Here is a 13,516-nt window from a genome sequence, read left to right as displayed (position 1 = left end):
CCACGAATGGGTGATTGCAGACTAAGCCAAATCCAAGCTGTGCCGCCTTTGCCTGTACGGATGGATATAGATACTGCCCGCCGAATGTGGCAAAAGGCGCATTCAAAGCAGATTCCAATAAACCATCGTCACGGATACCGGCAGTACCGCCAAACGTCTCCAACAGAGCATTATGCAGCCTTAGAACCTGTTCCTTACTCAGCGTTTTCATTTGGCAAGTACCTCATAGGCTTGCTTGTTCTTGGAAATCAGGCGCTTGGAGATTTCGAGAATGTCCTCGTCTTTAGCTTGTTGCTCGTCCTCGACTTGGCTGAACTCCATTAGCACATAACGCGGGACATTATTCTTTAAGATGACCGCCGCGCCGTTCTCATCAACCATCCGTGCTACACGGGAAAAATTCTGGTTGGCCTCCGTGATGGATACAAGATTGTCTGTGTTAATAACCATAATTCAACGCCTCCTTTGAGTATAGTATACACGAATTATAGGATGAATTCAACCTATTTATTAAAGAAGGAAGGAATGCAGTATAGAAATCAAAATACCGAAAGAAGTCCGCGACTATCACGAAAACATCTTTTTCGGCTTGAACACCCGGCAGTTTATTTGCTCGGTGCTGGCGGTCGGCGTAGCGGTGGGCATTTACTTTGCCTTGCAGCCGTATGTCGGCACCGAAGAAATCGGCTGGATGTGCATCTTGGGTGCTGCGCCGTTTGCGGTTTGTGGCTTTTTCACCTACCACGGCATGACCGCCGAACAGGTGCTTTGGGCGTGGTTCAAATCTGAAATCCTCTGCCCGAAACAACTTGTGTTCAAATCCGACAGCTACTATTACGAAGCCATGCAGCCCGCCATCCGTGCGGGCATAAAGCGAAAGAGAGGTTTGCCTATGAAGAAAAACACCCATGACAGCGAGGAAACTGCTTGATTAAAACCCTGTCGAAAGCGCAGAAGATGGAACGAGAAAAGTTCCGTATTCCGCGCAGTGTACAGGACGCCATCCCCATCCGCCGCATCTTTGCGGATGGGATTTTCCAAGTCGGCAACCAGTATTCCAAAACATGGTCGTTTACCGACATCAACTACGCCATCGCCAGCAAAGAGGACAAAACATCCATGTTTCTCGACTATTCGGAACTGCTGAATGCTCTCGACTCCGGCGCATCTGCGAAAATCACGATTTACAACCGCCGCATCAACAAGGCAGAGTTCGAGCGTAGCGTCCTGCTGCCCAACAAGGATGATGGTCTGGACGAATACCGCCACGAATTCAACCAGATGCTGACCGCACAGGTCACCGGCACCAGCAACAGCATTGTGCGGGAACGCTACTTGACCGTGAGCGTGGTAAAACGCAATGCAGACGAAGCCCGCAGCTACTTTGCCCGTGTCGGCACGGATCTGGTGACGCACTTTGCGCAGCTTTCCTCGGTGGCGCAGGAGTTGACGCTGACCGAGCGCCTGCACATTTTCCGCGACTTTTTCAAGGCCGGAGAGCAGGCTGCGGCAGAGTTCAACATCCACGAACACGCCAAGCGCGGGCAGCATTTCAAGGATTGGTTCTGCCCCGACAGCATGGAATTTGCCGCCGACCATTTCAAGCTGGATGCCCGTTATGGTCGGGTGCTGTACTTACAGGACTACGCCAGCTACATCAAGGACAGCTTTGTGTCGGAACTCTGCGACCTTGACCGTGACTTGATGTTGTCCATCGACATCCTGCCGGTGCCGACAGACGAAGCCGCTCGCCAGCTGCAAAGTACGCTGCTGGGCGTGGAAACGAACGTTGCCAACTGGCAGCGCCGCCAGAACGCCAACAATAATTTTACCGCGACCATTCCTTACGATATGGAATTGCAGCGCAAGGAAACCAAGGAGATGCTGGACGACCTGACCACCCGTGACCAGCGGATGATGTTCGGATTGGTGACACTGGTGCATCTGGCGGACAATAAGGAGCAGCTCGACAGCGACACCGAAACGCTCTACTCCACGGCGCGCAAGCACCTGTGCCAGCTTTCCACGCTGCGCTGGCAGCAGAAGGACGGACTGGACACGGTGTTGCCGTATGGTCTGCGAAAAATCCAAGCCTTGCGCACGCTCACCACTGAAAGCACCGCTGTGCTGATTCCGTTCCGGGCGCAGGAGATTATGCAGCCGAACGGCCTGTACTATGGGCAGAACGCCGTCAGCAAGAACATGATCGTGGCAGATCGGCGGCTGCTGCTCAATGGCAACAGTTTCCGTTTGGGCGTTTCGGGTTCCGGCAAGAGCATGAGCGCCAAGGAAGAAATCGTGCAGATCGCGCTCTCCACCGAGGATGACATTCTCATTCTCGACCCGGAGTCGGAGTTCGGCTATCTGACCGAAGCCCTTGGCGGTGAAGTCATCCGCATATCGGCCACGTCCGACACCCACATCAACGCGCTGGACATGGACCGTGCCTACGGTGACGAGCGCAATCCCATCGTCAGCAAGTCGGAGTTTGTGCTGTCGCTGTTCGAGCAGCTCATCGGTGACGGCATGGTGACGGCGAAAGAAAAGTCCATCCTTGGCCGCTGCACCGAGCAGGTGTACCTGCCCTACATTCGCAACGGCTATAAAGGCACACCGCCTACGCTGCAGGACTTTTACCGTCTGCTCCAGATGCAGCCCGAACCCGAAGCACAGGGGCTGGCGCTGTCATCTGAGTTGTTCATTACAGGCACACTGAACACCTTTGCCCGGCATACCAATGTGGACACGCAGGCGCGGATTATTGCCTACGACATCCGCGAACTGGGTGAGCAGCTTATGCCGCTGGGGATGCTGGTGACGCTGGATGCCATTTATAACCGCGTCATTCAGAACTGGAAAAAGGGGCGCAGAACATGGATTTTCTGCGATGAGTTTTATATTTTGTTCCGCTATGAGTACAGCGCCAATTTCTTCTACAAGCTGTGGAAACGCATCCGCAAGTACAACGGACTTGTGACCGGGCTGACGCAGAATGTGGACGAACTGCTGCGCTCCGACACCGCCCGCCTGATGCTGGCTAACTCAGAGTTTCTGGTGATGCTGAACCAGAGCGCCACCGACCGCGCGGAATTGGCGAAGCTGCTGAACATCTCCGACAACCAGCTCGGCTACGTCACCAATGTCCCTGCAGGCTGCGGGCTGATTCGGTGCGCGGGCAATATTGTTCCATTCACCAATTCCTTCCCGAAGGATACAAAGCTCTATAAATTGATGTCGACCAACCCGTCTGAGAAAAGGGAGTAAAGCCATGCAATACAAAAATAGAGGACCGCCGAAGTGGTCCGAAGGGGTGCTACAAACTTGAATTCGACGCTATGATATTTCCTTTTCGTCATCTCTCGGTGGTCGAACATAGCGTAGCATTTCTTTTACACAAGCACCGAATTGCAAGAAATTGGATTTTGCTTCTTTTAGTGTTATTCCATGATTGGAGTCGCTTGGCTCGTTATCAGAAGTGATGAACGGGTCATTCTCCCAAAAGCAAACGGGACAAATATACCCACAATCTCCATCTGCCGGGACATTGTAGGTAAGAAATCCACAACAAGGACATGGATATTTTTTCATTACGGAGTTTGTTCGCCCCTTTCATTTTTCAAATTTATAGACCTATTTTAATGCTGCCAAATATTGTTTTCCAAATCCCGCAGCCGTCCCTTATAGTCATCTATCAAAGCCTGAACATTTTCCCCCTGCGGGAAGGTCACCAGATAGCCGTCCCCGGCCTCATGAAAACCGATGATTCCCGCAAGCCCTGCCATCTCGGCCACCTTGAGCAGCGTGTGGTAATCGTATTCCGCCGCACTGAGATACAAATTCATCATAACACCCCGCAGTCCTTGAACATATCTGTATTATACATCGTCCGTTTTTCCATTGCAAACCGATTCCGAGAAAGGACACCCTATGTTGAAATTCTACCGCTTCCTGATTTTACCTCTTACCGCTGTTTTTCTTGCAAGTACCGCAGGTATTGCCCGCTATGTCGCCGACTCCTGTACGCAAGTGCGAATGTATCGGCAGCTTGCCGCGCAGACAGAAAATTTCCCCGATGACACCGTGTCAACGGGGAATAATTTTTTGCCGCAGTATCAGGCGCTGTACACGCAAAACAGCGACCTTGCCGGGTGGATACAGATTGACGGAACCAACATCAACTACCCGGTCATGCAGTCAAAGCATGACCCAGACTTTTACCTAAAGCACAACTTTGAAAAAGCCGACTCCCCGCACGGCTGCCCGTATGTGCAGGCAAACTGCGACCTGCAAACGCCATCCGACAACATCCTTGTGTACGGACACAACATGAAGGACGGCAGCATGTTCTCTGATTTGCTGCAATACAAGCGCGAATCCTTTTGGGAGCAGCACAGAATTATCCAATTTGATACCCTGACGGCGCAGGCAGAATATACCGTAATGGCGGTATTTCGGGGCGAAGCGGAGGATCTGTTTGCCTATTATCAATTTGCCGATGCCGAAACACCGCAGGAATTTGCCGCCTATGTGGACGCCTGCAAGAACGCCGCCCTGTATGAAACCAGCGTGACGGCTGTTTATGGTGACAAGCTGATCACGCTTTCCACCTGCGACGATTCCGGCAAAAACAGCAGGGTGGTCATTGTGGCAAAGCGCATAACCGAACCGAGGTGAGAGTATGAGAACGCCAAAAGAAAACAAACAAAAGCCCCGCGACCGTACCCACAAAAGTACGGCGGGGACGATACCCAAAGCCACGCTAAAAGCGGTGTGGCTAAAAACGAAAGAACAAACCCGCACCGCCGCGCATGAAAATGACACCGACCCCCAACAGCAGGAACCGACAGATTTTGCGGGTTCGGCTGCGGAACAGTCGGCAGCTTTTGTGTGGCATCAGGGGCGAAAATTGGCAGAAACCCAAGCCCGACAGCACCGCCACAAGGAGGATGCCGTCCGCGCCCACGCCGCCAATGAGCGCGGTGTCAGCCCGAAACAAGTCGAGTGTGGTACGCTGCCCGATGCAGAGCCGCGCCCGCGCCGTGGGGCAGATTTGCCCCGACAACGGGCAAAAGAAAAAGCCATCACCGCCAAAACCGCGCCGCGCGACATTCGCGGCGTGACACAAGATCAGCGCCAACTGCGCATCGCCGCAAATGAAACTGTGCGCAGTGTGACGACCCAAGCGCGGATGCAGACCCATGCACAAAAAATACGGCTTGCCGCGCAAAAGGCTGCGGCTGGTACAGGCAGAACGGCTGTGGCGGTGCGCTCAGTTATCCGTCATTTTCTAGCCAGCTTGCACAGCCTTATAACGATTCTTGCAGCGGGCGCAGGTGCGGCGCTGGGCATTGTTATCGTCATCTGCCTTGTGGCGTTTGTGTCCGGCTCGGCCTATGGCATCTTTTTTGCCGCAAATGCGCCCAATGAAAATGCTGTCACAGTGCAAGAAGCCGTAGAAACCCTGACGGCAGAATACCGCAACAGGCTGGAAGAAATCTCCGATACCGTACAGCACGACCGCCAAGACATTACCGCCAACGATGATGTATACTACATCCGCTGGCAGGATGTCCTGGCGGTCTTTTCTTCGTATGTGGCGGGCAGCGAACAGGGCGCGCCCGTTGCGGCACTGACGAAAAATCAAGTGGACAAGCTGCGGGAAATTATGTGGGCAATGAACGCGGTGGACTACTCTACCCGTGCGGAAACCGCTGTTATAGAAACGACGGACAAGAACGGTAAAGTAACCACAACAGAAATAACCGAAACCGTCCTAGTAATAAGTCTTACCCACAAAACACCCGATGAGATGGCGGCAGATTATCATTTCACCACCCGCCAGAACACCTATTTGCAGCTCCTGCAAGACCCACAGTATGAGGAACTGTGGGCAGAATTGCTCGGCGGCTTTGAGCAGGGCGGGGGAGAAGTCATGTCTCCTGATGGTACACGCGCCCCAACTGGCACGCTGCAATGGCCGCTGCCCGTTGCGGGTACGATTACCTCGCAGTTTGGTCACCGCGTGGACCCCATCACCGGCGAGGTCAGCTCCCACACCGGCACCGACATTGCCTGCGCCGAGGGAACGCCGATTCTTGCTGCGGCAGACGGCACCGTTACTGTTGCCAACAGTCTTGACAGCTGGGGCGGCAGTTACGGCTACTACATTCAAATCGACCACGGCGGCGGGCTGGAAACACTGTATGCCCACTGTTCGTCCATCTGCGTCACCACCGGTCAGCAGGTGCAGGCGGGAGAGGTTATCGGATATGTTGGGCATACAGGAAGGGCAACAGGCAACCATTTGCATCTGGAGGTGAGCGTTGACGGCAATCGTGCGGATGTATTGCGCTACTTTACATTATAAAAAATCTCAGGCTGAATGATTTACTCTACAGCTTTCTTGCGTAGAAAGTGCATACCCATGCCTCGTTACGGTTTTCAATTCATTTTGCCCCAAGTCCAGCTTCTTCCGTAATTTCGCGATATGTACATCGACCGTCCGTGTCTGAATCGGTGCTGTGATATGCCAAGCGGATGACAGCAGAAGATTCCGGGAGCAGACACACCCGGAATAGTCGAGCAATGTGACAAACAGCTGATACTCCATGGCAGTCAGGCGAATCGGCTGGCCCTCTTTTTTAACGGTACAGTTAGATTCATCTATGGACAGATTTTTATAGTACTTCATCTGGAACACCTATCATGTCATAATCGTCAATAAGAGCCTGACCAATCGCCCACGCGAGGAAGAATGCTGCGCATACCAGAAAAATCGGAATCCACATTGCGTTGTAGCTTTCTCCGTTGGCGTTATAGCCTTGGTTTTGCCAGAGCGCTGCAGCATGGAATAGAGGATAGAATCCCAGCCACTCGATACCATTTTTCATTCCGGAAAGGCTCAGCAGTGTGGGCAGGCAATAGGTAACTGCACTGATAAAGAGCGCAGTCAGCAAATTCCCCAATTTCTGTCCAAGCCATAAGGTGATCCGGCTCATGCAGAGGCAGGCCGCGAAACGACAGATTAGCCAGAAAATCAGCAAATCCGACAGGGTTATAAACTTGGGTACAGCCTGCAAGTCGGAGATACTCATTGCCGGTCCCAGCAAAGAGGGGAGGCCATAGTCGCGCAGAACCTGCCATAGATGAGGCAAAACCGTTCCGAAAGCTATTACTGCCGCAACCGCTGTGCTTTGCCGCAGCTTTGCTTTCACGGTGTATTTCCGGCCTAAAGGAGTAGATGCCAGAATTTCATCCATTCCACCCTTACGCTCCATCGCAAATAGACCGCTGAAGCACAGTGCGCACAGTAGCCCGGCCCACAGCGTGTCCTGCACGTCAGCGGTACCGCTGAAGCCGAACAACTTTTTGTAGCCGCTCTCGTACACCAGCCACGCGCCGGGGTGCTCCTTTAAGTAGTAGTTGATATTGTTTTGCACGACCTGCTGGTAAATATTGTACTTCTGCTGCAGTGCGCCGTAGGCCAGCATTGCCTCGTTGCTCAGCTCTCCGCGCGCCACGCGCCGCTGCACGGCCAGCATCGGGGCAAACTCCTCGCCCTGCGCGGTCAGCCAATCGCGGCTCTCTGCCGTCCACGGGCCGGAGATATGCTTCATGTAGTAGGCATAATAAATTTCGTCGGCGTCGATGTAGCTCTCGCTCGTCACGCCCTGATACACGCCGAACGCCAAGAACGCTGCCAGGAACACCGCTGCGCCGTTCAGCACAAACAGCTTGCGGCCTTCTTCCTTTATAACAGAGGTTGCTTTCGTTCTGCGCGTCAGCCCCAACACAAGGCCGCGCTTGGCGGCGGGCAGCAGCTGTGCGCGGGCGAATACCGTGCAGAACGCCGCAGCGAACAGCGCTCCGTAGAACACCGCCGCCGTCCACTCGACCAGCGGCAGCCCGATCGGTGTGCCAAACCAGAACAGGTTGCGATAGTTGCCGAGCAGTTCGTTGGTCTGCAGCAGGCTGACGAGGTTCGCGTATTTAACCACGTTGAGGTGGCTCGTGGCCGGAATAGCCGCGCGCACGCCGTACATCGCCAACGGCAGCGCCAACGCGCCGATCCAGCCCGCGGCGGCGCGGCGCGCGGTCAGCGCGGCCAGCATGACCCAAAGGCCCATCACGAACGCCCCGACCCACTTGGCCAGCAAAAACCGCAGCAGATACTGCCCGACCGTAATCTGCATCGTGCAGCGCATCAGGGCGGGAACACTTTGAATGGTGCGATTCAGCGAGCCTAAACCGAAGGACGCCGAGCAATAGGCAAGGTTGACCCCATACAGCACCGTAAGAACGACCAATAAGCTGGCAGCAAATGCCGCCAGCTTGGCAAGGGCTGTTTTCAACCGTCCGCCCGGCAGGCTGCGCACAAGGCTCAGCAGTCCGCTGTCGCGCTCCTGCCGCACAAGGATCAGCGCCAGCAAGAGCATAGATGCCAGCAAAATCAGGTCGGTAAAGGCGTAGGAGATTGCCGTGTACAGCCCCTTTTGCGGGTAATAGTCGATCTCGGTCGCAGTCAGCCCCGCATACACCTTGGCCGTGGCTTCGATGTTCTTTAAGTCGTAGCCCGTTTTGTCGTTTTGAAAAATCGAGATGCCCGCCAGCTGCGTCGCCTTGGTCTGCACGCCGTCCAGAAAATCGGTGTAGGCGGCCACGGTATCGTACTCATTCTGCAGCTGATTGAACAGGCGATATTCGGTGTTCAGGTCGTCGGTGAACAGTGTATAGCTTTTGTCCTTGTATTCCTGCTCGTAGGCGTCGAACATCGCAGCGTTCTCGTCGCGGTAGGCTTGCAGGTAGCTGCTGCCGGCGTAGGCCATATCGCGGTAGAAGCCGCCGATCTTGACAAGGCTCTCAATCTCGGTATATTTCCCGTGCAGGTACGCGCCCTTTTCTTCCATCGTCAGGCCGTCGAGCTGCGCGCCGACGGCACGATAGGCTGCGGCGGGCGGCTGGTTGGCGGTGGGGCGGGTGCCCATCCACAGCAGCAAAAGATTGGCAGATGCCAGTATCGCCAGCAGGACGGGAAACACTCTGCCGCCCCATACCTTGCGGAGTTCAGCAAAAAACAGGCTCATTTGCCGTCCCCCTCACCGAACACATTCAGGTAGACATCCTCCAGACCTTGGCCGGGCGCGTATTTGGCAATCAACTCCGGCACAGGCGCAGCATCCACAATCTTGCCGGCGCGCAAAAGAATAACTTTGGTTGCTACTGTTTCTACATCCGAAACAACGTGCGTTGCCACAAGAATAATGCGGTCTTTCGCCATATCTGCCAGCAATTCACGCAGGCGAACGCGCTCCTTGGGGTCAAGACCCGCCGTCGGTTCGTCCAAAATCAACAGCTTGGGGTCGCCAAGCAGGGCAGCGGCCAACAAAAGGCGCTGCTTCATGCCGCCGCTGTACGCCGCCAGCCTCTTGTCGAGCTCGTCGGTCAGGTTGACGGCTGCGGCCACGCGCGCGACCTCGCCGGGCACGGCAGCGCGCGGGATTTCCTTCAGCGCTGCCATGTAAGCGAGGAAGCGGCGGCCTGTGTAGCTTTCGTATAACCCTTGCTGCTGCGGCATATAGCCGAGCACGCGGCGGAACGCGATGCCCCGCGCAGGGCGGCCGCACCACAGCACCTCGCCCGAATCGGCGGCCAATCCGCCGGTGATGATGCCGATCAGCGTGCTTTTGCCCGCGCCGTTCGGCCCCAAAAGGCCATACAGGCCCGGGCCGAGGGTGAGCGACACCCCGGCCAGAGCCTGCTTGGTTTTCGGTTTGCCCTGCCCGCGGCGGTGCAGCAGCGGGGCGGGCAGCAGATAGGTTTTGCGCAGATCGTTCAATGTAAGTTGCATGGCAGAGATACGCTTTCTTTGTTCCAAAAGGTTGAGATAAGAATGATCGAACCATCCAGTGCGTGTTATGGTTTCCTGCTATATACATAATCATCGAGGAGTATGTAGTTCGGAATATTGTTCCAATAATCGCTTTTTTCAATCAGGCGAAGGTTTGGCAAAAGCATTGTAGTGGTAATTTCGCGTCCATCCGGAGCGTAGTCTGGCACCTCATATTCCATCAGGCCATACCTAACAAGAAAATATTCCGATCCTTCTGCTAAAATCAAAACACTTTTCTCATCATCCGATGTCAGAGTCAGCTTTTGGAGTGACTTGCTGATTGGATCAAATGCACACGAAACGGCTTGACCGTCTGAATCCTGCACGGCAGTGACCAACAAATGCCCATCGAAAGAATCTGCACTTAATGAAAGCCGGTCGTAAGATACTTCATCGTCGAAACGAATCGGGCCGGCGAACAGACATTCCGGCGTATCGCTTTCCAAATCCCAGCAATAAAGACCGTTCGTTTCCTTGTCCCAATAGTACATATTCCCGCTCATAAACATCTCGCTTCGCTCATCCTGCTTCCAGCGGCAAAGCTCCTGCTGTTGACCATCAGTTGAAAGCAGTGTAAGCTGATGTACCTGCTCTTGGACAGCGCGTACGATATCATCCGCGGAAAGGTCATCGCTTAACTTGGCCGGATTCAAAATGCTTTTTAGGATAATTTTATCTTGATGCGCTCCGACGATGAAATGTCGTGATTCCGAATCGAGTTGGCATATTTCCCGTCGTGTACCATCGGCAATCTTCAACTGAATCAATGTGCGTGGGGTTGTTGTGCCATCGTCTTGAAGCAGACAAGAAAGATAGTAAAGATTTTCGCCGTCACAGGCAACACAGCCGCTTACGATTGATTCATTCGCAGCCAATTTCGTCAAGATTTGTCGGTCTGCACCATCGAGGTTACACCGTGCAATATACCCTTGTCGCTCAGAAGTTTCGTCTGCCGCAAAGGATGGCGTGTTCAGTTTGAAAATAAAAAGGTGATCATCACTTAGGGCAAGATAACAACCGCCAATTGTACTTTCCAGATAACTGGTATCGGACTCATTGTTGTGATCACCGTTAATCTGGTTAGAAAGATAAATATGGCTCTTTGTAGCATAGTCGGTATATAGTAGGTTTCCGCCGTTGGCAGGTCGATCAAAGACCTCGTAGCAGCCCTTTTCATTTCCCAACATGCCAGAAGCGATAATACCATTGGCGGATGAAATGATTTTCATCTGCGCGGCATCAGAACTTCCGTCAGATGGCTGCGTCAAATCCACAGAATCCGTCTGCGATGTACTTTCTGTGACAGTTTCTTTTCCTTTGGCGTTTGCATCGGAAAGAGAAGCTGCACATCCGGAAAACAGCAGACAAATACAAAGGGTAAAAGCCATTCGACAAAACGATGAATTATGCATGATTCTCCCCTATCGCAATTGTATCTGGATGGATGCCAGAGCATCACCAGTCTTTTAATTTGCTGCCATTAAATCAGGATACATGTGTCCAGTTTGTGGGATTGCCCGTCCAACGGCAAATTCTACCATAAGTATTATAAGGGCTTGTGTTTTGGCTTGTCTTTGTGACGCCAAAATTGGCGTACGTTCCGGTTTGATATGCCAAAGTCAATTTGCCATTGGTCAAAACGCAATCATTATAATCATTTCCCATATAAGCAACGACATTTACTTCCGGTTGAGAGCCAGAGCGATAAATGTTCAGGGCCAGGTTGGGCTTTGCATTGGTTGTCACAACCCAACGTCCGGTTGTGGTAGGCACAATATCCCAAGCCTGTGTGATGTCATCGGTCTTTTCCCATGTGGTAACGCGTGTACCGGATACGGGGGATTTTCCCCATTGGTTCAGGTAGTAATTACCGTAATGAAAATAATGACCGTGTGGGGTGTCTATTTCTCCAATATCACTCGATGTGAATTTGCCATTTGGCGCTGCAAACGCCGGTACGGCCATAGCCATAGCCATAACACAGGCGATTGCGAGGGTGAGAAAACGCTTACTGAGTTTCTTCATGATGTATTCCTCCAATCTGAAAGAAACTTGTATCAGGTTTGTTTCGGGGCGGATATATTCAGCATCTGCGCGCCGATGCTTGAAGCCCTTGCTGTGCTATGTAAGATACCACAACGTTCCCTTAAAACCCGCAAAAACTGCGCGAGCGACAGAAAATCGTGTGTGAACGCAAACGTGCAATGCCATAGCGGGGCGGGCAGCAGATAGATATTGCGCAGATCGTTCAGGTCGAGATCGATTTCATGCATCTGGTCCATAGTGACGTCCGTTCTTGTCCGCGAAAATCTTGTATGCTTGCGTATCAGCCGATTTTTTCAAAATCGCGGTAGTTGGCATTTCCTGACCAATAGTCCGCTTTGGAAATCAGCGCATAGCGCCTCTCGCCGGTCGAGACGTATTTAGACGCACCATCGTCTGCCTGCACAGCGGCAGTATCTTGCACTCCGGCTGCCACGAGATAGGTGTCGGCATCTTTCGCTGCAACGACAGCGCAAGCGGTATCTTTATCATAGAGCGAGTAGGTCAATGTCCATGGGGAAGGTTCCTTGTCGCTTTCCAATACATAAAATCCGTCCGCATATTGTGACTCTGCACCAGCATTTGAGCATTGCTCAAATAGTAGTTTGCCATCGTCGGCATAGTAAAGGTTCACATAGCTGACTGCCTGATTGGGCACCGTGTACCCCGCCAATTCGGTGTCTTGCCCAGTGGAAAGGTCAAGGAGATGAAAATGATTGCCCTTTTGATAAACCAGCGTTTGACCGTAAACGGCGGCAGGTTGCAACACGCTGGAAGATTCTGTATAGAGAACGGCTTGCTCCCCAGTGACCGGGTCATAGGTGAACCATTCCGAGTTGTCGCCGGACGTGCTTTTCAAAAGCAGTTTATCACCTACAACGCCTTTGATCCATGTGCTGTCCATGGAAAACATCTTTTCGCAGGTTCCGGCAGTTGGGTCGATGCGTACCAGAAAGCTTTCCATTGAGTTGTCGGAGGTTTCCCACATACAGGCATAAATAAAATCCCCGTCTGTGACCATTGGGCGCAGAAACTCTTGGTTGGCTGCAAAGGTGATCGTTTCGGTTCGGTCGGAACCGTCTAACCCCATCGTTTCGATGCGCGGCAGGGTTGCGTTTTCTTCGGCATGAACATTGCCCGGATAAAACAGTACCAGATTTTGACCGACAATTTCCGGCACGATGCCGCCCGCCGAATAGGGAAGATACCCGTTACAGGCGGCTGTATTGTGCGCACAGTTCGGTTGGGAGCATAGTAAAAGCTGCTGCATGGTGTCGTAATCGCAATACATCAGCGAGGTGGAATCGTCACTTCGGACTGCTGCGCTCACAAAATAAAAGCCCTTTGCGCCTGCGGCACCGTAAGACCAGCCATCATTACTTTGCAAAAGTGTCAGCGGTTTGGAGACAATGTCCGATGCAGCTTGCGATTCTGCTCCGCTTTGTTCAGAGGTTACAGTGACGTTCTTGGCACTGTCATGCGATGAACAGGAAACCAAGACCATCATTCCAAAGAGCGCTGCCACATATAAAAATTTGTTTTTATTCATAACAACTTCCCTCAAAGTATTCTAAAATGGACAGA

15 protein-coding genes are annotated in these 13,516 nt (G+C 52.9%); 4 read left to right on the top strand and 11 right to left on the bottom strand.

The window, feature by feature from the left end:
* Both NE623_RS09380 and NE623_RS09375 read right to left on the bottom strand, forming a co-directional pair.
* The coding region (locus tag NE623_RS09380) for a type II toxin-antitoxin system death-on-curing family toxin (protein WP_256276149.1) at positions 1-211 on the bottom strand (211 nt) is incomplete at its 3' end.
* A complete protein-coding gene (locus tag NE623_RS09375; RefSeq protein WP_227595646.1) occupies positions 208-450 on the bottom strand; it encodes a type II toxin-antitoxin system Phd/YefM family antitoxin in 243 nt (80 codons plus the stop codon). The genes NE623_RS09380 and NE623_RS09375, both read right to left, overlap by 4 nt.
* 82 nt (positions 451-532) lie before the next feature.
* Between NE623_RS09375 and NE623_RS09370 the strand changes: the two genes are divergently transcribed.
* A complete protein-coding gene (locus NE623_RS09370; protein ID WP_256276151.1) occupies positions 533-931 on the top strand; it encodes a PrgI family protein in 399 nt (132 codons plus the stop codon).
* Positions 928-3,264 carry a VirB4-like conjugal transfer ATPase, CD1110 family gene (locus NE623_RS09365; RefSeq protein WP_370866725.1) on the top strand — a complete coding sequence of 779 codons (2,337 nt, stop codon included), beginning with the start codon at positions 928-930 and terminating at the stop codon, positions 3,262-3,264. The genes NE623_RS09370 and NE623_RS09365 overlap by 4 nt, the downstream gene beginning before the upstream one ends.
* A 69-nt stretch (positions 3,265-3,333) precedes the next feature.
* Here NE623_RS09365 and NE623_RS09360 read toward each other — a convergent pair whose 3' ends face one another.
* Positions 3,334-3,588 carry a CPCC family cysteine-rich protein gene (locus NE623_RS09360; protein WP_256273492.1) on the bottom strand — a complete coding sequence of 85 codons (255 nt, stop codon included), beginning with the start codon at positions 3,586-3,588 and terminating at the stop codon, positions 3,334-3,336.
* A 47-nt stretch (positions 3,589-3,635) separates the two neighbouring features.
* Positions 3,636-3,845, bottom strand: a complete 210-nt coding sequence (locus NE623_RS09355; protein ID WP_205505329.1) for a hypothetical protein — start codon at positions 3,843-3,845, stop codon at positions 3,636-3,638.
* An 82-nt stretch (positions 3,846-3,927) separates the two neighbouring features.
* Between NE623_RS09355 and srtB the strand changes: the two genes are divergently transcribed.
* Complete coding sequence (gene srtB / locus NE623_RS09350; RefSeq protein ID WP_256276148.1) at positions 3,928-4,674, top strand: class B sortase; 747 nt, start codon at positions 3,928-3,930, stop codon at positions 4,672-4,674.
* Positions 4,675-4,678: 4 nt separating this feature from the next.
* Positions 4,679-6,367 carry a M23 family metallopeptidase gene (locus NE623_RS09345; RefSeq protein ID WP_256273313.1) on the top strand — a complete coding sequence of 563 codons (1,689 nt, stop codon included), beginning with the start codon at positions 4,679-4,681 and terminating at the stop codon, positions 6,365-6,367.
* Positions 6,368-6,373: 6 nt separating this feature from the next.
* Here NE623_RS09345 and NE623_RS09340 read toward each other — a convergent pair whose 3' ends face one another.
* The 7 genes from NE623_RS09340 to NE623_RS09310 form a co-directional block, all read right to left on the bottom strand.
* Positions 6,374-6,691 carry a winged helix-turn-helix domain-containing protein gene (locus NE623_RS09340; protein ID WP_256273314.1) on the bottom strand — a complete coding sequence of 106 codons (318 nt, stop codon included), beginning with the start codon at positions 6,689-6,691 and terminating at the stop codon, positions 6,374-6,376.
* Entirely contained in the window at positions 6,678-9,083 is a 2,406-nt protein-coding gene (locus NE623_RS09335; RefSeq protein ID WP_256273315.1) for a hypothetical protein, read from the bottom strand. Before NE623_RS09335 ends, NE623_RS09340 begins: the two co-directional genes overlap by 14 nt.
* Positions 9,080-9,847 carry an ATP-binding cassette domain-containing protein gene (locus NE623_RS09330; protein ID WP_256273317.1) on the bottom strand — a complete coding sequence of 256 codons (768 nt, stop codon included), beginning with the start codon at positions 9,845-9,847 and terminating at the stop codon, positions 9,080-9,082. The genes NE623_RS09335 and NE623_RS09330 overlap by 4 nt, the downstream gene beginning before the upstream one ends.
* Positions 9,848-9,912: 65 nt before the next feature.
* Entirely contained in the window at positions 9,913-11,301 is a 1,389-nt protein-coding gene (locus NE623_RS09325) for a hypothetical protein (RefSeq protein ID WP_256273318.1), read from the bottom strand.
* Positions 11,302-11,374: 73 nt separating this feature from the next.
* The gene (locus NE623_RS09320) at positions 11,375-11,914 is read right to left on the bottom strand and encodes an RICIN domain-containing protein (protein WP_256273319.1); all 540 of its coding nucleotides are present in this window, start codon (positions 11,912-11,914) and stop codon (positions 11,375-11,377) included.
* 32 nt (positions 11,915-11,946) lie between these two features.
* Positions 11,947-12,171 carry a hypothetical protein gene (locus tag NE623_RS09315; RefSeq protein ID WP_256273320.1) on the bottom strand — a complete coding sequence of 75 codons (225 nt, stop codon included), beginning with the start codon at positions 12,169-12,171 and terminating at the stop codon, positions 11,947-11,949.
* A gap of 44 nt (positions 12,172-12,215) precedes the next feature.
* On the bottom strand, positions 12,216-13,481 hold the full coding sequence (locus NE623_RS09310; RefSeq protein WP_256273321.1) for a hypothetical protein: 1,266 nt from the start codon (positions 13,479-13,481) through the stop codon (positions 12,216-12,218).
* Between the last annotated feature and the right edge of the window lie 35 nt (positions 13,482-13,516).

Origin of the sequence: Gemmiger formicilis (assembly GCF_024462815.1) — a bacterium.
Taxonomy (GTDB): domain Bacteria; phylum Bacillota; class Clostridia; order Oscillospirales; family Ruminococcaceae; genus Gemmiger.
The sequence above is the reverse complement of the archived record's forward strand: the minus strand, read 5'-3'. Positions and strand labels throughout refer to the sequence as shown.